Annotated in this window: 19 protein-coding genes and 1 other annotated feature; of the genes, 3 read left to right on the top strand and 16 right to left on the bottom strand. The window is 45.0% G+C overall.

Annotated elements, in window-relative coordinates; translation table 11 throughout:
- Positions 1 to 145: 145 nt before the first annotated feature.
- A complete protein-coding gene (cyoE, locus tag P364_RS0103465) occupies positions 146 to 1,069 on the top strand; it encodes a heme o synthase (protein ID WP_379436314.1) in 924 nt (307 codons plus the stop codon).
- Positions 1,070 to 1,173: 104 nt separating this feature from the next.
- On the opposite strand, the gene P364_RS0103460 is transcribed toward cyoE, so the two are convergent.
- The 5 genes from P364_RS0103460 to P364_RS0103440 all read right to left on the bottom strand — a co-directional run bounded on the left by P364_RS0103460 (position 1,174) and on the right by P364_RS0103440 (position 8,180).
- Positions 1,174 to 2,943, bottom strand: a complete 1,770-nt coding sequence (locus P364_RS0103460; RefSeq protein ID WP_024628768.1) for an ABC transporter ATP-binding protein — start codon at positions 2,941 to 2,943, stop codon at positions 1,174 to 1,176.
- Positions 2,940 to 4,685 (bottom strand): ABC transporter ATP-binding protein, encoded by a 1,746-nt coding sequence (locus P364_RS0103455; RefSeq protein ID WP_024628767.1) that lies wholly within the window; start codon positions 4,683 to 4,685, stop codon positions 2,940 to 2,942. Before P364_RS0103455 ends, P364_RS0103460 begins: the two co-directional genes overlap by 4 nt.
- 134 nt (positions 4,686 to 4,819) lie before the next feature.
- A complete protein-coding gene (locus tag P364_RS0103450; protein WP_024628766.1) occupies positions 4,820 to 5,551 on the bottom strand; it encodes a Stf0 family sulfotransferase in 732 nt (243 codons plus the stop codon).
- A gap of 453 nt (positions 5,552 to 6,004) precedes the next feature.
- Positions 6,005 to 6,823: a stalk domain-containing protein gene (locus tag P364_RS0103445; protein WP_024628765.1), complete on the bottom strand. Its 819-nt coding sequence runs from the start codon at positions 6,821 to 6,823 to the stop codon at positions 6,005 to 6,007.
- Between the two features lie 121 nt (positions 6,824 to 6,944).
- A complete protein-coding gene (locus P364_RS0103440) occupies positions 6,945 to 8,180 on the bottom strand; it encodes an MDR family MFS transporter (protein WP_024628764.1) in 1,236 nt (411 codons plus the stop codon).
- Positions 8,181 to 8,325: 145 nt separating this feature from the next.
- On the opposite strand from P364_RS0103440, the gene P364_RS0103435 reads away from it, so the two are divergent.
- Positions 8,326 to 10,125 carry an ABC transporter substrate-binding protein gene (locus P364_RS0103435; protein ID WP_024628763.1) on the top strand — a complete coding sequence of 600 codons (1,800 nt, stop codon included), beginning with the start codon at positions 8,326 to 8,328 and terminating at the stop codon, positions 10,123 to 10,125.
- Positions 10,126 to 10,163: 38 nt separating this feature from the next.
- On the opposite strand, the gene P364_RS0103430 is transcribed toward P364_RS0103435, so the two are convergent.
- The 8 genes from P364_RS0103430 to P364_RS0103395 form a co-directional block, all read right to left on the bottom strand.
- Entirely contained in the window at positions 10,164 to 11,039 is an 876-nt protein-coding gene (locus P364_RS0103430; protein ID WP_024628762.1) for an SDR family oxidoreductase, read from the bottom strand.
- A gap of 31 nt (positions 11,040 to 11,070) precedes the next feature.
- A complete protein-coding gene (locus P364_RS0103425) occupies positions 11,071 to 11,550 on the bottom strand; it encodes a hypothetical protein (protein WP_024628761.1) in 480 nt (159 codons plus the stop codon).
- A gap of 121 nt (positions 11,551 to 11,671) precedes the next feature.
- Complete coding sequence (locus tag P364_RS0103420; protein WP_024628760.1) at positions 11,672 to 12,229, bottom strand: MarR family winged helix-turn-helix transcriptional regulator; 558 nt, start codon at positions 12,227 to 12,229, stop codon at positions 11,672 to 11,674.
- 233 nt (positions 12,230 to 12,462) lie between these two features.
- Positions 12,463 to 15,099, bottom strand: coding sequence for a PAS domain S-box protein (locus tag P364_RS0103415; protein WP_024628759.1), 2,637 nt, complete (start codon positions 15,097 to 15,099; stop codon positions 12,463 to 12,465).
- A gap of 194 nt (positions 15,100 to 15,293) precedes the next feature.
- Positions 15,294 to 17,678: a polyprenyl synthetase family protein gene (locus tag P364_RS0103410; RefSeq protein ID WP_024628758.1), complete on the bottom strand. Its 2,385-nt coding sequence runs from the start codon at positions 17,676 to 17,678 to the stop codon at positions 15,294 to 15,296.
- 189 nt (positions 17,679 to 17,867) lie between these two features.
- Positions 17,868 to 18,665, bottom strand: coding sequence for a sulfite exporter TauE/SafE family protein (locus P364_RS0103405; protein ID WP_024628757.1), 798 nt, complete (start codon positions 18,663 to 18,665; stop codon positions 17,868 to 17,870).
- Positions 18,666 to 19,133: 468 nt separating this feature from the next.
- A complete protein-coding gene (locus P364_RS0103400; protein WP_024628756.1) occupies positions 19,134 to 19,889 on the bottom strand; it encodes an SDR family NAD(P)-dependent oxidoreductase in 756 nt (251 codons plus the stop codon).
- 351 nt (positions 19,890 to 20,240) lie between these two features.
- Positions 20,241 to 20,711: a DUF6376 family protein gene (locus P364_RS0103395; RefSeq protein WP_143812600.1), complete on the bottom strand. Its 471-nt coding sequence runs from the start codon at positions 20,709 to 20,711 to the stop codon at positions 20,241 to 20,243.
- A gap of 142 nt (positions 20,712 to 20,853) precedes the next feature.
- On the opposite strand from P364_RS0103395, the gene P364_RS0103390 reads away from it, so the two are divergent.
- A complete protein-coding gene (locus P364_RS0103390; protein ID WP_024628754.1) occupies positions 20,854 to 21,822 on the top strand; it encodes a bile acid:sodium symporter family protein in 969 nt (322 codons plus the stop codon).
- Between the two features lie 84 nt (positions 21,823 to 21,906).
- Here the strand turns inward: P364_RS0103390 and P364_RS35060 are convergent, their stop codons facing one another.
- The 3 genes from P364_RS35060 to P364_RS0103375 all read right to left on the bottom strand — a co-directional run bounded on the left by P364_RS35060 (position 21,907) and on the right by P364_RS0103375 (position 25,035).
- On the bottom strand, positions 21,907 to 22,167 hold the full coding sequence (locus P364_RS35060; protein WP_024628753.1) for a hypothetical protein: 261 nt from the start codon (positions 22,165 to 22,167) through the stop codon (positions 21,907 to 21,909).
- 349 nt (positions 22,168 to 22,516) lie between these two features.
- Complete coding sequence (asd, locus tag P364_RS0103380; protein WP_024628752.1) at positions 22,517 to 23,602, bottom strand: aspartate-semialdehyde dehydrogenase; 1,086 nt, start codon at positions 23,600 to 23,602, stop codon at positions 22,517 to 22,519.
- Between the two features lie 116 nt (positions 23,603 to 23,718).
- Positions 23,719 to 23,996, bottom strand: a binding site (T-box leader).
- Between the two features lie 193 nt (positions 23,997 to 24,189).
- A complete protein-coding gene (locus tag P364_RS0103375; protein WP_024628751.1) occupies positions 24,190 to 25,035 on the bottom strand; it encodes a class I SAM-dependent methyltransferase in 846 nt (281 codons plus the stop codon).
- Positions 25,036 to 25,151: the final 116 nt, after the last annotated feature.

Genomic DNA, 25,151 nt, shown 5'->3' with positions numbered 1-25,151 from the left:
AATAAACCTTGTTTTTAAATTGTTCACAATCAAATGACATTATTTTAAATACTAAATCGTTAATTAATTCACATAGTGTATTGAATGCTATAATGAAACCACGAGATATATAAGTATAGATATAGGAAGTGAGTTCTTGAAAACATTGAATAAAGGGTCACGGCCCGAAATCAGTCTGGAGTATACTAGCTCGATTCCGAAAGTTTTCTTTGATACCATCAAAATCGGAATCATCAAGTCCAATCTGATCGCCATGTTTGCCGGTTTAAGTTTGGCTTTGTATGTATTTGATGCATCCATTTTAGCTAATATTGTACCCATTATCCTCTCTGTCATCGGCTCTTCCCTGATTATCGGAGCGGCCGGGGTGTTTAACAATTTGTATGATCGGGATATTGATGCGATCATGGAACGCACCAAAACACGTCCTACCGTAACAGGTCGTGTAGATACCAAAACAGGTTTGATCCTCGGTATTGCCATTACGATTATCGGGGGCATCATGTTGTATATCGCTTCCCCTTCGGCTGCCGTATTCGGTATATTGGGACTGCTGCTGTATGTGTTCCCTTATACGATGTGGACCAAGCGGACAACGGTTTACAATACGGAAGTAGGAAGCCTTTCGGGTGCTGTTCCTCCTCTTATCGGTTGGGCAGCCATTTCACCAGAGCTGGGTCATTATGAAATTTGGGCTTTGGTCGTTACCATGCTGTTGTGGCAGATGCCTCACTTCTATGGCATTGCCATCCGGAGATTTGATGAATACAAAGCCGCTGGTGTTCCTATGCTTCCTGTCGTCAAAGGAATCAGACGGACATACATCCAGACGAATGTTTATCTGGTATTGTTGTTATTCTCCAGCTTCTTGTTCTGGCCGATGAGTCCGTTCATTGCCATTGTTGCGTTTCTGGTAAGTTTGGCCTGGCTTATTCTTAGTGTGGCAACTTTCGATAAGAAAGAAACCAAGAAATGGTCACATAAAATGTTTATTTTCTCCATTAACCACATCACGATCATCTTCCTGGTCATCATTGCGTATTCATTGATTGCACAGCTGATCAAATAAAGATTGACCTATTGTGCCATAATAAAAGCCGTACAGATCTTAACTCTTTCGACAAGAGTTGTCTGTACGGCTTTTTTCATTTGTTACATATACTATATCTTACACTACCCCACTTTAACCGGTGATTGCTCACCTTGCCACAGCAGCTGCATCTCTTCATTTGTAGCAAGCAATTCGGAAAGGCTTCCCTCGGCCTCAATTCGTCCATCCTTCATGACGATAATATGATCTGCCTTGGCAAGTGCTGCTCTGCGGTGAGACACCGCAATACATGTGACATCTGGCTCCTGGAACAAGCCTTCCCAGACCTGTTGCTCGGTTTCCACATCCAGCGCACTGGACAGATCATCGAAGATGAACAGGTCAGCTTCCGTCATCAACATGCGTCCGGTTGCCGCCCGCTGAATCTGACCACCCGACAGCATGACACCTCTTGGGCCTACGGACGTTTCGAGTCCTTGGTCCAGGTTTTGGATATCCTTATCCATTACAGCCAGGCGAATAGCTTTTGCAAGAGCAATCTCCGTACGTCCCTGTTTGCCCTGAACCATATTCTCTTTCAGCGTATCACTGAACAGTCGGGGGACTTGCGGCGTATACGCTGCTCTTGGAGGCATCAGGAATGTAGCGGGATCAACATCTTTCCCATTCCAGCGAATTGTGCCCTCTTGTTTGGGCAGCAATCCCAGAAGTGTACGAACCAGAGTCGATTTTCCAGACCCAACCCGTCCAGTGATGACCAGAAATTGTCCCCGCTTCACACGGAAGCTGATATCCTGTATTCCATTTGCAGAATGAGGATATTGGTACGCCAGATGGCGGATCTCCAGCTCTCTTAACTTCTCCTTGGGATCTCTCTGTTCTTCAGGAAGCTCAGGCGGATCTTCATTCAGATAAGTCTCTCTGAAATCCATGATCCGGTCTTCCTCACCCGGACGAAATAGAGTTCGCATCCGGTCAAAAGATACTTTGAGCCGTTTATGCTGAAACACCATATATCCAAACAAAGAAATGCTAAAGCCAATATTGGCAAGATAACTGGTGAACAAGGCAAAATTACCTACGGTGAAACTGCCGGATTTCATCTCGGCTGCACACATCAGGAGAATGAGACCTGTACAGATACTGAGCACATGCTGATTAAGGGATCTCATCCACTGTTTGAACAGATTATCCCGCAGTGCAGCTTGACGACGTTCTTCATTCAGTTTGTTAAAACGAGCAGAGACATGCTCTTCTGCCTGCCCGAGTTTCAATGCCTGAACAGCACCAAAGGTCTCGGCAATGAAACTGGTAATTCGCCCTGTCGACTCACGATTGGCTTGAGCATATCGGCGAGCCCGATTACCAGACAAGTTATTCAGCAAAGTCACGACGACCAGTGGCAATACCGCAACGAGAGTGATTTTCCAGTTGATGTTTGCCATAATGATGATGGATACGATGGCGAACACGAGCCTTCCCCAAAAATCGACCCAGGATTCCACGTACTCAACCACTTCATCCACATCATCCCGAAAGCGACTCATCGCCTCTCCCGGTGAAGCTGGCAGATTGCGTCCTGGCCAGCGCATAATACCGGCGAGCATATTGGTACGCAGAATGGCCTGAATATGGTAGATATACGTAATCCATGCATAGAACGCGGCAAAAAACGTCCCTACTCTTACCGCTCTAATCAAAGCAATGAAGATCAGCGGAGCTGCCAGCCACATATAATCACTGGAACCCGCCGTTGCCCGGTCAAAGAACCACTGCATACCAACTCCGATTGCCAGAGGTAAAGAATGAAATATGCACCATGACAATCCGTTGATCAAAAATAGAAATGGCCTGAATCGAAACAAACGGCCTATAAATCCGGTTACATTCACGCCAATTCCTCCTCTCGCCCCGTAATCAGCAATCTCGCATAATGTGACGCCGGATCGCTGGCGAGTTCTTCTCTGGCTCCGAATTCCAGTACCTTGCCATCACCCAGTACCATAATCCGATCGACCTTCTCCAACGTAGCCAGGCGGTGTGCAATAATAATTCCGGTACATTGCTTCATCAGCTGATCGATGGCCGACTGAAGCATGCTCTCTGTAGCGGCATCCAGCCGTGAAGAAGGCTCATCGAGAATGACCAGGCTTGGTTCGGTCAGAAATACACGCGTCAAGGCAAATAGTTGAGCTTCCCCTGCGGACAAGGAAGAACCACCCGCCTTCAGATGTGTATCCAACCCTGCGGGCTGTGATTCGATCCAGTGACTTAATCCCAGTCGATCCGTGGTCTCCTTAATGATCTGATCCGAGACGTCCTGGTTGAACAGTGTTAAATTGTCTCGCAGCGTACCGTCGAACAACTGTACATCCTGCGTAACCATACCAACCCTGCGGTAGAGTGCAGGCAAGGTAAGCTCTGAAATATCTTTACCACCGACACGAATCGTTCCGCTATCCAGATTATACAGGCGCAGAAGCACACGACTGAGACTTGACTTGCCGCTCCCTGTACGACCAATAATGCCAAGCCGTTCGCCGGGTTTAATGGCAAAGTTAATATTCTGCAATACAGGTTTATCCTCGTTATAACTGAAGTTCACCTGTTTGAATTCCAGACCAAGCGGCCCTTCTGGCAGCTGATCCTCTTCTCCGTCCTTGATCTCACTACGCAAAGACAACAGTTCTCTCGAACGGAGCATACCGGATTTTGCCTTCTGAAACTCTTGAACCTGATCGCCCAACATCTCAATAGGATCATTGAGCATCTGTGTATATTGATAAATCAGAAACAGGGTTCCGATGCTGATCATGCCTTGCATGTAATAATGAACACCAAGCAGAAGTACCGCCGTGACAGCAAGGGCGAACAGTATGACCGTCGTATTCCATGGAATAACCCGAAGCAACCAGGCTTTCCTGCCTTTTTGAAATACAACTCGCATCGTACGATAAAAGCGATTCATCACATAGGGAACATGCCCATTGGCTTGAACATCTTCGATTCCCGCGATACGCTCTTCAATTAATCCGAACAAGGACGCGCTCGCTTCACGCTCATTTTTGGAAGAGTTTACTCCGAGATTGCGAATGAACACCATAAACAGAATCGATAACAATGTAAACACCGTCATGACGATCGCAATCGGTACGTTTACACTGAACATAAACCCGAGAATTCCAGCGAGTAATACAAAGCTTCCAACCACCTGTACAATGAACATCGCGAAGAAGTTGGAGATACTCGTTACATCACCATCCACCCGTTCAATCATTTCTCCAGGTGTCTTTACATTATGAAATCGCATATCCAGACGCAGACAATGCTTCAGGAGATCTCCCCGCAATCGGTTTGTTGCCCGCCAGGCCACATCGTTACCCAGATAACTAACGGCTACTGTAATCAATTGATTCACAACGGCAACCACCAGAAATACCCCAGCAAGCTGGATCAGGTTAGTAAGGACTCCCCCACTTGCTGCCGTATCAATAAATCGTTTAATAATCTGTGGATTCAGGAGCTGCAGCCCCGTTGACGTTAGCAACATCACCATAAGCAAGGCCAATCGGCCTTTAACGGGTTTTAGATATTGCAGCAGCCAGGACATGGAGCGTTTCTCTGTTTTGGGCATAGCCCCTCACCCCTTCGTAACATTTCTATTTTATTTTGTGATTTAAAGCATTGTGGTCCCTCACTAAGATGAATCATGCATAATAACAATAAATGCAAGATTTCCAACCCGTGGATGAATCTTATCAAGTGTGTTTACCATTTTACATTCTCCCAATCCCTCTGGCATTCTTCCCGAAATCTTTGTACCCATTGTTCAGAAATCTCGTCTGCAATCGGGTCAAAGAACGGAGGTGATACGGTTACACCGTCAGATTGAACATCCAAAAACTTTAACATATTCATGACGGTTCCCTCGTAATCTTCTATAAAATCTTCATATACAATCGTCAGCGGCACAATGCCTGACTCAGACAGAAAATCTTCAATTGCTGCTTCGCACATGCTGCTCTCTACAAGCAGATGCTTAATTGCATCGAAGTTATATTGATCTTCAATATCCTGAAGCTGAGGGCTGTCTCCGTGCTTGCGATGCCATTCACCCGAGACAATGGCTCTCCACCAGGACACAGCCAATCTGACTTTGTTGCGACGTGTCATATAAATGTGCTTGGTGCAATTAGGGAAGCCCGTACTCCATACGTCAGCCCGCGATAACGCTGTTGGCAGACTATAGAGACTGCGGAATGCGTCAATCCATCGTTGTTCAAAATTAATCTTGATTCCGAAGATTCCGTTCGACGTTGTTCCCTGATCCCAGATCTGCTCCAGATCTTCACGCTTTAATGTGTCCGGGCTTTTATGCTGATAATGCAGCCACTCCCTCGGATATCCTGCGACACCCGTAGAACTTAAGGCTTCACCCAGCAAAGTACTGCCCGTTCGTTGAGAAAACCAAATGGTATAACTTTGAGTAGGTTGTTTCATATCGCTGCCTCTCTTTCTCCTCTTAGGGATAGTTTCATGCTAAAAAGCACTGCAAATCTCCCTTCCATGTGCAACAAATTGGGTGGAATGCATGCAAAAAAGCCATAGATGAACTAATGTTCATCTACAGCTTGTAACAATAAGAGAACCATATGAAATAAGAAGCGTTTCCGGATTTCTCCTCTGCACGCAATTATGATGAGCGTCCACGACAGGGGTGCACAAACATGACTGTCTAGACGCCAATATACAATCCATTGGTTAAGTCACTATGCTCATGCGTATTCAGTTATCGATTCAGAATGCGCCCTGTCTGGAACATGTTCATCTTAACCACCCGTCACACATATTTGTTGTTTATTGTATTCGCTGCACCGTAATCCGTCAAGATAATATTAACTCAATTGTTATTTCCTTCATGCCACTGAACATCATATGCTGCAATTTCAACGATCATAACCCCAGATAGGGAATTTCTCTGAGATTTAACATTAACTGATTCACTTTCCATACACCATTACTGTAAACAAGTTCAATATTTCGATCATTTACATAATGAGAATCACCCGTTAATGTATTTCCGATTACGAACGATTGGGATAAAGTCGCTGTTGTACTGCTTGTATAATGAACGGAGGTCTCTGGAGCATCATATACCATCCAATCACTGACTAGATCCTGCCTCTTGAGAATAAATTGGATTAAATCTTCTGTAAAATAAGGCTTGAAGTACGCACTGACCTGCTTAATCTGAGACAAGCTTGAAATTTCATTCAATTTCTCTGACAAAACATTTAACCGCACCTGGGTTATTTTCCCAGTATCAGGTATTTGGATCGTCTCCTCTTTCATACTTACTATCATGTCTTGATTATTCAGGTGGATGGTTACTTGTTTAGTTTGTGGGTTCCACTCTAGCTTGGCTCCTAACGTTTGGCTGACAAATCGCAAGGGAACATATGCTGTATTCTCAATTAATTCAACAGGAGAATCCATTCCAATGATCTGTTCATTCACTCTCGCATTTTTGAAGTTAGCTACAAGCCAAATTTCTTTTTCATCCGTTTTAATTCGAATGCTCTTCCCGTCCTTATACCACGTTACGTCTGCCCCCAAATTGCTGGACACTACCCTCAAAGGAATTAGAATTCGGTTATTGGATAATACTCCAGTCCCAATCTCTAGCGTGGTACCCTCAGCTAAACACGGCGTTGAAAACACGGCAAACATAATACACGCAAGCAATGTTGAAGTGAACTTTTTAACTATCATTTTGAACCCCCATGAGGAAATGTTTAACTAATTAAACACCTATTACTCAATGAAAGTTACACTCTCCAATAAAAGTTAAAACAGCTAACACTTATTTGCATTACAACTCGCACCGCTTAAGCTATGCACTCACTTCTATTGGTGTAGATTCCCTCTCCCTGACGACAAGGCGCCGATGCGCTACGATCAGAAATGGCAGTCCGAGTGCAGTGGTCAGTGCGAGCGGTACAAAAACGAACAGGCCATTTCCCGTCCCAAATTGGGTTAATAACAGCCCTCCCAGAATCGGTGCCATGACGCTGCCTAAGTTATTGAATCCAATCGTGCCAAAGTAGGTCCCTTTCCATTCGGGTTTGGCAATACGGTCAATCAGCACATCCATCATGGTGAACATGAGCACTTCCCCAACCGTGAACAGAATGACACTGATCATCAGTACCGCAACGCTTGTTGCGATGCCAAACAGGAACAAACTTGTAGCGACCAGCAGGTTTCCTAGAATAAGGGGCACCACCGGCGGGAATTTGCTGGCCACCCGCACAATCGGGAATTGGACTGCAAGCACCGTCAACGCATTAAGTGAAAGCATATAGGAAAACACTTGACTTCCATGTTCAAAAAGAGGATTTTGCGCCACATACTGGGCCAGCGTCGAGCTAAAATGCCCATACCCGAGCACACAAAACGTAGTCCCGATCAGCACCGGCAAAAATACACGGTCACGTCCGGTGGTAGCGAGTGCATCTCGCAAACGGGGCGCATTAACCTGGACGTGTTCCGGCAGAGTTGCGCGCTGCAATTGAAATTGCAGGAGCAAAACCAGGCCGTAAACAATATATACCATCCCGGAGATCATAAACGGAAACGTGGATTGCGCCGATCCAAGCTGAAGGCCGATAATAGGTCCAAATACAACTCCCAGATTAATAGCGGCATATCGGAGATTGAACACAAGCAGTTTATTCTGCGGTGGAGTAATATCCGATAGGAGTGCACGGGACGTGGGCTCAAACACGGCGCGGCATAATCCGTTTAATGTATTGGCCACAAAAAATACCCATAGATGCTCCGCTGCTGAAAAGATGAAGAAAACACAGGCCCAGCCAAATACGGAGACCATCATGACTTTTTTGCGACCGATTCGATCTGAAATATAACCTCCATAAAAGCTGACCATAACCCCCGCCAGAGAACTGACCGCGACGGTTACGCCAGTCTGTGTTGGTGTAGCTCCCAAAACCTGAGTCAGATAAATGGATAGAAACGGAATGCTCATGGACGTAACGAGACGTCCAAACATCGTTCCCACAATAATGGTCCAAGCTAAAGGGTGAATTTGACGTAAATGTTGCTTCATGCGTATGGTTCTCCTGTTCTTGTTGCTTTGTCTTAGTGGGCTGTCTTTCCCTGTCTCTTAATGTATAATTGTATCGATCAAAGGGGGAAATAAAAGTGTAAGATTGCGATAACACTTTTCACCTTTTATAAAGGAGCATCCCAACATGGATACCACAACAACCCATTATGTTCGTCTAGCAACAGCAAAAGAACTTTCTCTTACACTTGATGAACCAGTTCCAGTAACCATCGACAGCCTTTCCGATGCCTTATGCTGTACTCCACGCAACGTGAAGTTTATTCTTCGCAAGCTGGAGGAACAAGGTTTTATTCATTGGCAGCCTGGGCGTGGGCGGGGACATTATTCGGAGATGACGCTGCTGTGCAGTGTGAATGAAACGCTGGAGAATCACCTGCGGGAACTGATTGGGAGAGGTAAAATTAAAGAAGCAATCGAGCTGATCGGCACTATTGACATCCATAAAACACTTCAGGAACAATTGCTGCGATCACTTAACAAGCATATGGGATTCCACAGTCATGCCGAAACGGCATCCGGTCAGGATGTACTGCGCATGATGAGATCACGCAGACAAGGCAATCTGGACCCTGCTTTTGTTTATACAGCTTTTGAAACCTACCTGCTCGGTCAGGTCGGCAATACATTAGTCACTTACGATGCCAAATCCAATTCGTTCCAGCCCGATTTGGCGCATATGTGGGAATGCAGCGAAGATCATACCGTATGGATCTTCTATCTCCGTAAAGGGGTGCGTTTCCACCATGGACGTGTCATGACATCCAGGGACGTACAAGCCACATTACAGCGATTGCATGATGTGCACAGCCCGTCCATCTGGTTATATCGGGATATTGAACGTGCCGAAATCACTGGCGATTACTGTATCCGATTTGAACTAAGTCGGCCGAACCGCTTCTTTTTGCATCTGTTTAGCTGTATACGAATGACCATTCTGCCCTACGATATGGAAGTCTCCGAACGGCTGATTGGCACCGGACCTTTTCAGATTACGAAGATGAATGAGGATGTGCTGGAGCTTGGCGCATTCGAAGCTTATTACGGTATTCGTCCCCATCTCGACCAAGTCCATATTTGGTTTGTTCCCGATTTAGGCCCGAATGATCGGTACTATGAACTTCCTGGAACATCTCGGCTGAAGCTCCCATCAACCGATTTCAATACAAACAGCATCAATTATCCTGCGCTCGGGTGCCAGTATATGCTCTTCAATTTTCGTAAGGAAGGCATCCACCATCATCCGAAATTTCGCCAAGCGCTGAGGATGGTATATGACTCTGTGGCACTTGTGAAGGATCTCGGCGGTAATCGAATTACACCCGCAGGCAGCTTCTTGCCATGGAAAAGTGAAATACTAGACTGGACAGAATCCTCGCTTGAACACGCCCGCGAGTTGCTACACAGCAGTGGATACCAAGGTGAGACCATTGCATTATCGTATACTTTGAACAAAGATTCAAAAGCTGCGGAGTGGCTTCAGCGGCGTGCACAAGTCATTGGCCTGCGCCTTGCCATGTGTCCCTGCGAAGATAATATTCATTTTGGAGAAACGATGAATGCCGAATTGATCATGGCTGAAGAGATTCTGGAGGGAGATTGGCAATATGGCATGATTCACTTTTTCAAAAACTTGTCCAATCATTTTCATATGTGCATGACTCCTGATCTGCAATCTATACTGGATCAAAAACTGGATCAGTTCGCCCAGCTGCCCAGCATAGAACGTGCAGAGCTACTAGATGAAGCTGAGGAAATGCTGCGAGAAAACAACTGGATTTTGCACGGTTGTCACATGAACAAGCGCGCTCAACTCGATCAGAGCATCTTCGGCATGCAAACCGCCGAATTTGGTTATATGGATATCTCTCAATTATGGATCAAAATCAGCAGTGAGGTTTGTTTTACATCAAAAGAATCCCCCTAAAGAATGATTAGGGGGATTCTCCTTATTTCAATGCATGGTTATAGCTTCGGTTTAAATGTATCCCGATACTCTTCCAGAAATGCATCGAGCGAGCGAGGCTCTCTCCCGAGCAAGCGTCGAACGGTATCCGTCGGCTTCTCTGACACAACGGTAGACATCGTCTGGATTTCCACAACATGGTCTGCGAGCCAAGAAGGCATCTGTCCATGTTCCATCAGATCAGTTCGCAACGCCTCAGGTTTGAGGTTAAAGAATTTGATCGGTCGATTGAGCAGGATGGACAATTTATCTGCAATCTGTGGATAGGTGAACGTTTCGGAACCCGTCAACGTATAAATGCTGTTAACCGACTTGAACCGTGTCATTACTTCCGCGGCAACATCTGCGATATCCCGGCAATCGATGAAGTTGCACGGTGAATCTCCAATACAGCCGAAGAACATATCCTGGGTTGTTATGGTTGGTGCGAGACGCAGCAAATTTTGCATGAACGCATAAGGTCGCAATATTGTATACGTAATTCCTGATGTCACGAGAGCTTGCTCGATATCGGCATGCCATTTTGCTACTGATACAGGTGAACGTTCCTCATAAGCTGGACTGGATATTTTGACGATATGCTTCACTCCCTCTTGCGCAGCTATCTGAATAATGGATGTCTCTAATTCCACTTGTCTGGGGTTGTTGGATAACGCAAGGAATAGTTGGCTGGCACCGGCCAAAGCTCTGCGCATCGATTCAGGATCATTCGCATCAGCAATACAAAGTTCAACACCGGACAATGCCAAGTCCACGATTTGTTGACGAAGCTGATCCGGCTCTCTGCTTATTGCCCGAACGGGAACGCCGCCCTCCATCAAACGTCTCAAAAGTGCATTTCCAATCATACCTGTTGCTCCAATAATTGTAATCATGTTTTCATATCTCCTTCTCAAGTGAATTCATTTATTTTGTAAAGGAAGCTCTCCAACGCCAGGTCATGATCGTGCAGGCTAATGCACCGGACAGGGGAAAATCGAACCCGATATGATCCAGCCAAGTCCATGAAAGACTCGGGTTTACGATATACAGCACGTTGGAAATCCCCCACGAGGCCATAAGGCCAAGCAGAGCGCCTGCAAGTGCAAAGCAACCCACGACGATCACACGAGGCGTTTTCACCACCCAGCGTGTACGGCTCCCGCGCTTACGCAGCCAGAGTCCAATCCATAGAGCCATCAGCAGGGACGCCCCTCCTATCGTTGTTAGGGCTCGTAACTGAAGCACTTTATCAGCGGTAACGATTCCCCCGATGCTTGCCATAATGGCAGGCGATAAGTAAGCTGGGATTAATTCTCGCCATAACACAAACGGTTTTTGGCGAGGCTGTGCGGATCGAACAGCATAACTTTCCTCTGATCGAATGGGATCTTTTTGGTTAAACATATCACTACTCCTTTTATTTGAAATTAAACCCTATTGTTTCACTATGTAATTAGGAGCCTAACTATATGGTGATGAAAATGGGCTAGCTGATCTAGCCCGTTTCACCTTTCTTGCTATGCTCCTAGGATTTGGGTTCAGAGAAGTCGATTGACTCCTCTGTAAGTGCCGAGATGCCTTGGGTTACACGCCCCAGCAGATCGAGAAACACACTCCGTTCCTCAATGGTAAGCAAGCCGACCATCGCTTCCAATCTGGCAAAATGCTCCGAAGCCATATCCGTCAGCTTTTTGGCGCCCTTGGCTGTCAAGATGACTGACTTCTGACGGCCATCGACGGAACTCGTCCGACGAGCGACCAGTCCATCGCGTTCAAGAATCTCAATTAGACCAGTTACGGTTGCACGAGTAACGCCCAGATTTTCCGCGAGTTGCGAGGGCAGCTCTTCGCCATCGTTATCCTCTAGATCTGCTAACAGACGATAACGACCTGTCGATAAACCAAATCTGGAGAAGTGAATTTCCGCAGCATGCCCAAGCTTGGCTCCCGCTACCATCAGCCTGGATGCGACAAGCACGGCTTGTGCATCAACATCTAATTGATAGCGATCAACCTGTCGCTTCGTTTGTACTAACGAGGGGATGAGATACATGTCATTTGTTTCTTTATTATGGTTGGTCATAGATATAGTATGGCGCCTAACTATATATTTGTCAACTTTTATTCAGTACTTTCTATCCACTCCGATTTCAGTCTAACGTTAAAAAGCCGTTGACTTATCACAAGGATAAATCAACGGCGGCTCTTTTGCCAAACAATAGGTAATCCGTTCATACACCTAAAGAAATCTTAAACCATGGCCATGTCTGTAATGGTACATACTATATATTTTCCATTGTCATGTTCGTTTGCAAATCATAAACGATTCTTTTGTTTCTTTGTTTTGTAAAACTCCTCCATCACTTGCATAATGGATTCACTTTTAATTGGTTTGCTTACATACGCATCCATTCCAGCCTTCAGACACTTGTCCATATCTCCTCTAACCGCGTTCGCAGTAACTGCTACAATATATGGGCATGTGTCTGGTGTCAGAGCTTCCTTAATCGCTTTAGTCGCTTCAAATCCGTTCAGTAGAGGCATGTGCACATCCATAAAAATAATATCGTACACACTTCGTTTGACCGCCTCCACTGCCTCTATCCCGTTCACCACATAATCCACAAAATGCCCTTTCTTCTCAATCATCCGGCGCAGAACAAGCTGGTTCACCTCATTGTCCTCCGCAATCAGAATTCGCAATTGATCTGTTTTAATCTTTTGCTGTTCTAGATCATATCTGTTGAACTCCTCCATGTTGCTGACTTTAAACGAAGCTGTAAAAATAAATGTAGTTCCCGGATCATCGGACTCTTCAATCCAGATATCTCCCTGCATAAGCTCTACAAGCTTCTTGCTGATCGCCAGTCCAAGTCCAGTACCTTGAGGCTTGCGCGTCATGAAATTCTCCAATTGGTAGAAGGCCTCGAATAAATGCTCTCTTTTCTCGACTGGAATTCCAATCCCTGTATCCTTCACTTTAAACTGAAATTGAACGTCATTATATTCTTGTCCGATAACCTTCACCTCGATTTCAACACTGCCTTCCGGGGTGAACTTCACGGCATTGCCGATGATGTTGGTTAGGACTTGTTTTAGACGGTAAGCATCCCCATACACGGGAAGAGGAATGGCGTCATCGAGGCTTAGATGAAGATGCAACTGCTTCTCCCGAATCATTGGCGTTACGATATTAACCGTCTCCGTCACAATTTCCTTAAGATCGAAGGGTTCATCCACCAGATCGGTTTTACCCGACTCTATTTTGGAGAAGTCGAGAATATCATTGATAATCGCAAGCAGTGAATCCCCACTCTTTTGGATGATTTCGATGTATTCCTTTTGCTCTCCGCTAAGTCCAGGCGTATCCAGAAGCAAATCCGTCATCCCAATCACTCCATTCATGGGGGTACGGATCTCATGGCTCATCATTGCCAAAAATTCACTTTTTGCCTTATTCATTCGTTCGGCAGTCTCTTTGGCTACAAGAAGCTTCTTCTGTTCCGTAATATCCTTCGCAATCAGATAGAAGCCCACGTTTTTTTCATTAATAATGATGGGCGCAAGCGTTGCTAATACTTCTGTCTCAGAACCATCTAAGTGCTGAATTGCATTGATTTCTTTCTCAGCCATCTCATACTGGCTATTGAGAATAAGTCCGAGATGATACATTCCGATAAACCTGCATATGCTTGTTCCGATCATTTCCGCAACCGGGCATCCAGTCATCTTCATAGCTACCGGGTTGGCATTTATGATATTGCCGTTCATGTCAAAAGAAATGATGGCATCATGATTATATTTTTTGAGTGATGTATAACGTTCCACCGATTCCTGTAGTTTGAATTCGACAAGCTTACGCTCCGTAATATCCTGCAACGTACCGTTCAACTGTACTGGTTGTTGATTCTCATCAAAGGTAATTAACCCTCGCAGATGAAGATACTTTTCTTTACCATCTGAACCCAGATGCCGATATTCAAAATCAAGCGGTTTGCCCGTTTTCACCGATTCGATACATGCCTTCAACCGCTGCTCCTCTGTCGGCTCCATGAGTGCAAAGATATCGCTGGCTTTATACCGTTTCTTATGATCTATATCAAAAATCTCAAATATCTGGTTGGACATGGAAACATGGTCATTAATCATGTTCCACTCCCAACTGCCGATCATGGCTATCCGTTCTGCTTCTGCGCTAATTTCCTCATGTTTCTTTCTCTCCGATATATCCCGACCAATGGCAAGAATTTGTTGCTCTTGCCCAGGGTCCCCAATTATCTTATATGTGGTTTCAAACCAAACACAATGCCCATCTTTATGGCGAGCCTGCATATTCAACATATGACCTGTGCTCAAATCGATCTGCGAGGTACCTCCTAGATCCTGAGGATGGAAAACTGCTGTATTGTTATTGCCATTCACTTCTTCTGGCGAATACCCAAGCAAATTATAAATGGAAGGAGAACAATAGCGACAAACACCATCAAAGGTGGCGATATAGATGATTTCCTGTGCATTATCGGAAATAAGTTTGAACATTTCTTCCGTTTGAAGCAGCTTTTGTTCGGTTGTTTTATGATCCGTAATATCTACAACGTGGCAAATAAAATACAGCGGTTCACCGCTAACCTCATTCCGAGCCAAAGATATATGCAAAGATATCCATATAATTTCTCCATTTTTCTGAATATAACGCTTTTCGTATCTGTACTCTTTCAATTCACCTTTACAGAGTTCACGCACGTATATCAGATCCTGTGCAACATCATCGGGATGGGTGATCTCCTGGTAATCAAGTATGATTAACTCTTGAGCAGTATAACCCAGCATTCTGCATAAAGCAGGATTCACTTTCATCCACTGTCCTGTTGGAGCAACAAGTGCAATCCCAATAGGTGCTTGATTATAAATCTGCTCAAACAATTCGTGATGATCGACCTTTTGAACCTGCATCTTAAGCTCTCCTTTTGTTGTATAAACGCAATATTTGCTTAGTACCCGGTTTTTTCATTATTGAAACATCTCATTTTCTAATTGTTTGTGTCGGGAACGCAAAACAAGACCTGGATTCAATCCGTAAGGAATCCAGGCATCTTTGTTTTAACTTATATAATCCATGCTGAGTGCAGGATGGATCAGGAAAGATCTCACCGCTCCCGGCCAATAATGTAATCCAACAGATGCCTCAGAAAAGAAATCGGTTTTGGCATTTCGTTCAGTGCATCGGTTGCCAGACAGTAGTGCTCCCACATCTCTTTCTTCGCGCCATCTTCACCCAAAATAGATACAAAGGTGGAGCTGTTGTTGCGCACATCCTGACCTGCCGGCTTACCGAGTACCCGGTGATCTCCTTCCAAATCCAACAGGTCATCCTTAATTTGAAAGGCGATACCCGCATGATAGGCAAACTTCTTCAGAGATGCAATCTCCACTTCCTTCACCTGAGCCAGAATGGCTGGCATCACAAGTGCAGCCTCGAAAGCAATGCCTGTTTTGTAGAAACAGATCATGTTCAATTGTTCCAGTGTCAGCGCTTTTCCTTTGGCGTTCAGATCCATCGCCTGTCCCATACACATATCTTCTGCTTTTTGAGCCGAATATTGAATCAGGGTAAGCACCGTAGCGGCGTCAAACTGTTTGAGGGAGGATTGCTCGCCAATGGCTTTTTGGATGAGAAACAACCCTGTCAATTCGGCTGTTGCGCTGTTGTGCACCTGATGTAAAGTAGATCGGCCTCGCCGCGTTGAAGCATTATCCTGTGTCGGCAGATCATCAAAGATCAGTGAAGCGGTATGCATGTATTCCAGTGATCTAAGAAGAGGGAGGATAGACGCTTCATGCAGTCCATATTCACGCACTCCCATCACCCAGGTCAGGATCGGCCTTAGCCGCTTCCCATCTCCCTGCAGACTGTAATTTGCTGCATCAATCAGTGTCTCTTTCATCTCTGGAAGTCCGCTCGGCTTGGAAATCTGCAATTCAATATTGATCTGTTCACGAACTGTGCGAATCGTATCCAGAAAATTCTGTTTTTCCTGCTTGTCATTCTGCAATTGCATGATGACCTGATCCCGCAGCAATTTATCCAGGAAATCCACATCATCGGCTTTTCGCACCATTTGCTGAATTAGGTGATTAAATTCCGGTTGTCCTGAGGCAAAGATCTTCATCACTTCGTTATATTGATCTTGACCCAACCGTTCTTTACAACGCTTAAGTCCATTAATCGCACGATCCAGTATGACCTCACGTGTCTTCGCATCCGAATGGTACACCTCATGAATCAGATAAGAGATAACCGCCCAGTAAAGTTCGTATGGATTAATCAGATCGGGTCGCAGATCACGGTACTTCAGATAGTAGGTATATGGGGTTACTGCCCCCTCCTCCATATCAGCAAACATATCAGCAAAATCGTCTGCAAGCTGATTATATATGCCATAGTAGAACGTCCGCAAATCAAAACCTTCATCAGCCGATGCACTGAGCACGGAGCGAACAATAAGTCTGGAGGATGAGGATTTAATAATAATCGGGATATAAAGTTCTTCATTGGAATAATTTGCGTTCGACAGTTTCTTGGCCCGGTCTACTTCCTGGGACTGAAAGAATACATAGGATTGCTCGAAGAACGTATGCTGTGTTTCAGCGCGCTGGTAGTTTTTAATATACTCAAACGCCTCCCTCAGCTCGGCATGAACATATTGAATGACTTTGAGGTTGGCTCCCTTCCATTCGCCGATATCCGGCACGATCCCGGTGAGAAGCGCATTTCGAATCAAGAGAGAATACTGCTCCTTCTCTTGTTCAGTTAACGCCTGCGAATCTAGCAGGTCATCAATAAACGGATAGGTCAGTCCGTAAGAATAACCAAGCCGAATTGCAGCGTCCAGCCTCTGGGAACGTTCTGCCCGGGGAGTCTCGTCATGCATATCATCGTTCACATGCAGAACCACGCCCAGGATAATCTTAAGCAGCTTGCGCTGTGCCTGTTCAGCGTCCAGTTCTTTGGGAATATTGGAAGCGACATGCTTTAATTTGCTGATTACCCAGATGACGGCTGTTTCCACGTTCTCCTTCTGAGCCCAGCGATACAAGGCAGCCAGACTGATATAATCCGGGCTTTCCTTGCGATGAATTGTATTTGAACGCATAAAGTATGCTTTGGTATCCTGAGCCACGCGCTGAATACGCTCTTGGGTATCGGGGGAATCCAGTGCTTTGCCCAGATCTCGCATATAAATGTAAGAAATACTGCGATCCAGGTAATCATCCAGTTTGCCTGTAACATTCAGCCAATGGATATATCTATGAGCATCCCGGGAATCCGGCTTCTTTTGACTCGGTAATAAAAAAGATAACCAAGAAAATGGTTGAACATGCTTTTTTTGCCACAAATAAATATCTTGCGTAAGCGCAGTAGTATAGGTGTTATCCAAAAGTTGTTCATGAAGAGAATTAAAATACTGAGCTGCCTTCTGTTCGGCCAGCCGATATCCTGCATCAGCCTGTTCTGTAAGTACGTTATTCATAGGATGGATACCTCAACTTCTAATAATGTTAAACATGTATCCATGAAAGGAGTTTGAGGGTGCTCCATGGACGAAAACTGATGTGAATTCATGCTGCAACAAATTCGCCAGCTCATGTTCATAACCTTTATACGGCATTCCATCCGTTTGGTTACGAAATCGTCATGGACGCTTTAATCCTATGTCGTTTTACAAAATGGAAGACCACACCTTCACTGCTGTAATGGCGATAAGAATCATCAGTCCATACCGAAGCAGTCTCACATTAATCATCGAACTGACTTTGGAACCGAGTGAAGCGCCAAGCAGACTCCCGATTACCGTATAAATGATGGGCTCCAGCGGGATGTCTCCACCCAGAACCTTTCCCAGCACTCCACCGATCGCAGAGATGAACACGATGGCCAACGAAGAAGCTATGGTCGTCCGGGTAGGGATCTTAAGTACAGTAAGCATGATGGGAATTAATATAAAAGCTCCGCCTGCACCGACAATTCCCGAGACGATCCCAACAGCAAGAGCCGATCCTGCCGCAACATACGTGTTAAACACTAATGATCCACCCGAGTCCTCTGTTCCCTTACCAGGAATCAGCATGAGCACAATGGCAATAATGGCCAGAATGCCGTAGATCAGATTAATAACTTCTCCATTCAGATGACCGGATATGAATCCGCCGATCAGACTCCCGACAAGAATACTGGAGCCCATATAAGCCACCAGACCTTTATGAATGAGAGCGTCGCTCTTTTTTCCACTCCCTGTTCTCCTGATGTAGGCGATCACACCAGCAAGTGAGGCAAAAAACACCTGAAACATGCTGATTGACGATACCTCGTGTGCCGAGAACGGCTCCAGCCCCATAAGAGAAGGTACGTACAATAACAACGGGAAATTAATTATGGCTCCACCAATACCCAACAAACCGGAGAAGAAGGAACCGACCAGACCCAGTATAAACATGATGATAAAAAGCAGCGTATCCATCGGTTTTTCTTCCTTTCTTGCGGTGTAAAAATGATGCAAAAAAACAGTATACGCGGATAAAATATTCGGCTATAATAAAAACCAAGTAAATTAATCCGAAATGAGTGATTAAGCATGTTTAACGTGTTCAAGACTCTTTTTGAAAATAAATGCCCGCTATGCAACGAAAAATTACAAGTTCACAGTGATGCGTTATGCGCTACAAAAACATGCTCCCAATGTCACTACAAAGAAGAGAGCTATGGCTCTCTCGGTGTGCGTATTGTCTATGACACCACAAAATGATAAAAGCACATGCCTGCTTATTGTATCATGATCTCTGAACTACCGGGATGACTATATAGAATTATTTTCATAATATACATTCGTCTTATATGGGATATAAAAAACGGTGCAGAACGATTTATTCGTTTCTGCACCGTTTTTTCTTATATTTTTCGGATACGGACTGCCTTTATACCGCACATCTTATTTTGTTTTGAAGCTGAGGAATCCATCATCTACCGCAACCGTTGTACCATTCACTGCACTTGCAGCGTCACTGAACAGGAAGGCTACAACACTCGCAACTTTCTCCGGCTGAATGAGCTCTCCGCGCATATGTTGGGTGGCAAGTGCATCCTTCATCGCTCTGTCATCACCCAGAATCGGTGTCTCAATGAAGCCTGGTGCTACACCGACTACACGAATGCCATGCTCGGCAAGTTCCAGAGCACCGGATTTGGACATCATCACGACAGCTGCCTTGGCTGCATTGTAGTTAAAGCTTCCCACAGCGGCAATACTGCCATAGATCGATGCTGTATTTACAATGGTCCCTTGTACATTCAGTTCAACCATTTTCTTCGCACCATAATACATGCCATAATATACACTATGTTGGTCAACATCAATTACTCTGTGATAGGATTCCGGGTCCATCTCCAGAAATGGCTTTACGAGGCCAATGCCTGCATTGTTGAAAATACCGTTCAACGTTCCGTATTTCTCTACCGTCCAGTCAATCAGGGCCTTGATCTCGTCCCCTTTGGACACGTCCACTTTGTATGCCCCGGCAGTGCCACCAGCTGCTTCAATCTCGGCAGCAAGCTTCTTCGCACCCTCTTCATTATAATCCGCCACAACAATCGTCGCGCCCTGTGCCGAAAGTTGAAGAGCTGTTTCTTTACCAATCCCACTCGCTCCGCCCGTAATAATGATTACTTTTCCATCTTGTTCAGACATAACGCAGGTCTCCTTTGATAAGAACATATTTTGGCGCAGTCACCAAAATTAAAGTAAGTAACTATATTTTATTCATATAAACTCATCATACGCCGATGTCACACCGTTGTCAAACAAGGGACTTCACATCAATATGTGCAAAAAAATTCATATCCATTCTGTAAATGCATTACCTAGTCTTGCTAATTTTCAACTTAGATATAAAACAACACGAAAAAGGACGATATTCCCGAGAGGTAAAAACACTTCGGTATAACGTCCATATTTATTAAGATGTTGCAATTTATTAGGATAATCCAGTTATCGCTTACAAATGAATATAACTACACCTGTAACTGCTGGTTCAATTCTTCAATTATTTCCAAGCCCGCTTAACGGATCTTTTAAACCATTGATATTGGAGATCAGTTCTGGAATTCCTGTCTTCTCCCAGTTTTCGGCTGTAAAGCCGTGCTGTGCAATTGTATTCTCGAATTGACCCACAACTTCGGTTAATTGATTATTATAACTAACCAGATTCTCATGAATGCTTTCCCCTATGGCTGGTGCTGTTAGCTGAGAGAATTCGCTGGCTTCCGCTTGAATCTGATCGATTTTCTCCTGAACCTGAGTGGTCACTTCCGGATTGTTCACTGCTCCTGAAGCGAGTTGCTGCAATTCTGTACCAGCGCTTGATACTTGCTCTATATAATCAGTAGCCCCACTAACATAATTCAAACTCTGGTTCGCTTGCTCCACAACGGAACAGGCCGAGATCACTAGAATACTTGACGCAATGAGACCTGTCATCATCCAAGCTTGCTTTCTTTTCCATTTAATCACAATCATCCCCACCTACTCAAAATTAGAGTACTCCTCCAAAATCCATCATAACTGTTCGGTGTACTTCATTGCAAATGGGTCTGCATTCAGCTTTATTAACATGTATAATAAAGGAATCACACGGTAAAGGGATGTCATGAATATGCTTCAGGCCTTAAATGTACGCTTGAACCGCATCATGCCACTGATTACCCCAATCAGCATTATTATTGGCGTTCTTTGCGGGAGTCTTCTTTCTTCTTATACCTTTTTGTCACCATGGCTTTTTGCTTTCATGACGTTTGCCGGAAGCATCAGCCTCGGGATAAGGGATTTTGTGAACGTGCTGAAGAAGCCTTTTCCACTGTTTGTTTGCCTGTTTATTTTGCATCTGGCTATGCCTTTGATTGCTCTGGGCATGGGTCACCTAGTATTCCCAACGGATGCCTACACGATAACGGGCCTTGTTCTCGCCGCAGTTATTCCGACTGGTGTGAGCAGCTTTATCTGGGTCAGTATCTATCGGGGCAATATCGCTCTGACACTTTCGATTATCCTGATTGACACGATGCTTGCTCCTTTCGTTGTACCTGGGATATTGTCTCTCCTGATCGGAACCAGTGTCACACTCGATATGGCAGCGATGATGAGCAGTCTGTTCTGGATGATCGTTGTCCCCTCCTTGCTAGGTATGCTGCTGAATGAGTGGACCAAGGGTGGAATTGTCCCGGTTTGGGGACCAAGGCTGAATCCGTTCTCCAAATTGTTCATGGCAGCGGTTGTCGCGATCAATGGCTCTGTTGTTGCTCCCTATTTAGCTGACTTTAATTGGCGATTGGCGGGTCTCGCAGCCATCATCATTTTCCTCGCGTCGTTTGGCTATGCACTGAGTTACTTCATTGCCCGATTGCTCGGTTGGAATGAAGCTGATCAGGTCGCGCTTGTGTTCAACGGAGGCATGCGCAATATTAGTGCAGGAGCGGTGCTTGCCGTGTCCTATTTCCCTCCACCGGTTGCCGTCCCGGTTGTACTTGGCATGGTATTTCAGCAGATGTTGGCCTCGCTTGCAGGATACCTGCTTGGCCGCCGCTCGCAGACTCTTCACAATGCTGATAAGACCTCTGCAGCCTAGTAAAAATAAACAAATCAAAAAACGCCGACATTATTGTCGGCGCTTTTTTGGTTCAAACTGAAATCAATCTACACATTCATAAACCTAGTAATCCGAGAGTGAAATTCCAGTTCCAATGATGACTACGAACACAAGAATATACACAACAATCCCGATCGCTGCCCACAGCAACGATGCTTTGGCATAATTAGCTTTCGAAGGATTTGAATCTCCAAATGCCCAAACAAACAACATAATAATGTTTACAAGCGGAATCATCATTAGGAACAACGTGAGCATCCAACTACCGAAACTTACTGGTTGTGGTCCTGGTTTATGTACTCTTTGACTAGCAACTTCTGACATCGTATTTCTTCCTCCTTTCTTCTCAATTTAAATCGCTACCTGCTAAGACAATCTACTTCTAATTTAAGAAGAAAAGTTTGCCGTTAATAAAAATACCGGAAATCTCATGAATCTACAATGTAATATTTACCATATTAGTTTTTTGACATATATTTTTTATAACTTATTTCGAATCTCAAAGCTTTTATCCAAATTCCGAAGCAAAGCGGCTTATATAGGCATAAAAACACCCCTCTGTTCAACAAAAATAAAATTCATCTTCACAGATGTCTCTTTACTCTCGTCTACTAAAAGGGGTAGCCTGTCAGTCATATTTTATTACTTCTATTCCTATTTCCACAATGCCAGTTTATTTCGGCTGAATATATCCTTCAGCTTTGAGCAATTCAGCGATCAGAACTGCACCGCCTGCTGCTCCGCGCAACGTGTTATGAGACAGTCCTACAAACTTGTAATCATACAGGGAGTCTTCGCGCAGTCTGCCTGTTGATACGCCCATACCGCGCTCGATGTCACGGTCCAGTTTCGTTTGTGGTCTGTTCTCTTCTTCAAAATACGTAATGAACTGTTTCGGAGCGCTTGGCAGACCCAGCTCTTGCGGACGACCTTTGAATTGCAGCCAACGATCCAGAATTTCTTCTTTGGATGGTTTTTTCTCAAAGGATACAAATACGGTCGCCAGATGACCATCAGTTACCGGAACACGAATACATTGTGTTGTAATTAATGGTGAGGACGCTTTTACAATCTCATTATTTTGAATGCTTCCCCAGATACGCAGCGGCTCCTGTTCACTCTTCTCTTCCTCGCCACCGATGTATGGAATTACGTTATCCAGCATTTCCGGCCAGTCCGTAAAGTTTTTACCTGCACCAGAGATCGCTTGGTATGTGGAAGCCACCACTTGAGTTGGATTGAACTCGCGCAAGGCGTGAAGTGCAGGCACATAGCTTTGAATCGAGCAGTTTGGTTTAACCGCGATGAATCCGGTTTTGGTTCCGAGACGTTTACGTTGAGCTTCAATTACGTCCAGATGTCCTGGGTTAATTTCCGGAATGACCATTGGCACATCAGCCGTCCAGCGGTGAGCCGAGTTGTTGGAAACAACCGGAGTTCCCGTTTTGGCATAAGCCTCTTCTAGCGCTTGAATTTCATTTTTTTTCATATCTACAGCACAGAATATAAAATCAACCTGACTCGCAAAAGCTTCCACTTGGGAAGCATCCTGCACAACGATGTTTTTCACTGCTTCCGGAATCGGAACAGCGAGTTTCCATCTGCCTTGTACGGATTCTTCATAGGTTTTGCCTGCCGAGTTGGCACTAGCTGAGATTGCAGTTACTTCAAACCACGGGTGTCCATTAAGCAGATCTACAAAGCGCTGACCTACCATCCCCGTTCCTCCGACGATACCGACTTTCAATTTTGCTGACATAAAATCATCATTTCCTTTCGGTGTGAGTTTCTCCTTATTAAACACTATTCAGGCATTTCCAAAGCGTGTAGCCAACATCCCGGAAAACCAAAAAATCCCATCCCCAAGACAAAAGTCTCAGGGACGAGATTGTTACACTCGTGGTACCACCCAGATTCGCCAATATGTCGCCATACCAGCCTCTTCGAGTTAAGGATTACTGCATTCACTCATGCGCATCCGCTTATACTCTTGCTCTGTAACAGGAGCTCCTGTCACACCATCCCTCAATTCTTAAAGTTCCGATGTGCTGCTCTGAGTCTTTATTCAACAAAAAATTCTTTGCTCCTTTTCAGCTGCCGGAGCTCTCTGTGAAAGAATACTTTTTATCTACTCATCTCTTCATCGCATTTGATATTGCGATTATAATATCAAAGTTACCATCGTGAAGTAAACACATTTTTTTTAGATACTGGAATTTATACGTTTTCAGCGGAGCTGAACAATTCAATTATCGCAAGAAAAACTTCAGCTAAACACGGTCTGTCTTCTGTGAAAGTACGTCGATAGACGTTTTTTTTTATAAATTGCTGCAATTGGCTATTTCTTTACTGCTTTTTGGCAACAATCGCATACGTTCCCAATGGACTTCCAGGCCCCGCGGCATGATGTGTCCTAAGTAATTTCAATTCGGAATGCAGGAGTGTTCTTACCTTATCCGGGATCGGAAGCATTTTCAGCTCTATAGGCGCTTCTGCCAATGTCATTTCGGTTTCCCATTGACCGTCCTGCAGTTCGGGAGAATGGATCGAAACCTCTTCCTTAATCGTCCAGCCTGCCGAAGAGACAAGCTCTCGGATATCCTCCGGTGTAAACAGCGTGCGCACATTGGAGAAGCTGTTCTCCTTGTAGCATTCCACCTGGGACTGAATCAGAACGGATAACCAATGCGAGAGCTGGCTCACATCTGTAACGCGTGCATCCCATTCTGCGAAACATAACTGATGTCCCCACGACCTTACCTTGCTGAGTATCTGGGCGAGTTCGTCAAAAGATTTCAAGTACCACGAACAATGAGAAAGTACAATCACATCAAACTCATTCTCGGCAAATTGGGCCTGATCACTTAGAATATCGAAATCATAATCCATTCGAATTCGGTTACCTAGCGGAGATTTCCGCAGATTGGCTGCCGCTTCACCCACTGTTAGCGGTGCACCATAACTCTCTGGTGCAATGTCTACCCCATGAACGTATCCGTGCTCCCCCACCAGATGCGCTAGCACGGCCGTTGTATCGCCCTGACCACAACCGATTTCCAGAACGCGGCTGCCTTTCTGGATTCCCCAAAAGAGTCCCAGTTGCATCCGGTGCTCGGTCTGAATGTATTGAATAGCAGCGTTGTCCTCCACGTCCATATACTTAATCAGATCCCTGATGATCGTCTCACTCATGATTCCACACTCCTTAAAGAGCAGCTTGAACTTCCTGCTCATTGTAGCGTTACAGGAACCATTATACAATACTGGAAATTGTTGATCTTGCCTTAATCTTTAACAACGGTCACGTC

This window comes from Paenibacillus sp. MAEPY2, from assembly GCF_000499205.1.
Taxonomy (GTDB): domain Bacteria; phylum Bacillota; class Bacilli; order Paenibacillales; family Paenibacillaceae; genus Paenibacillus; species Paenibacillus vandeheii.
The sequence above is the reverse complement of the archived record's forward strand: the minus strand, read 5'-3'. Positions and strand labels throughout refer to the sequence as shown.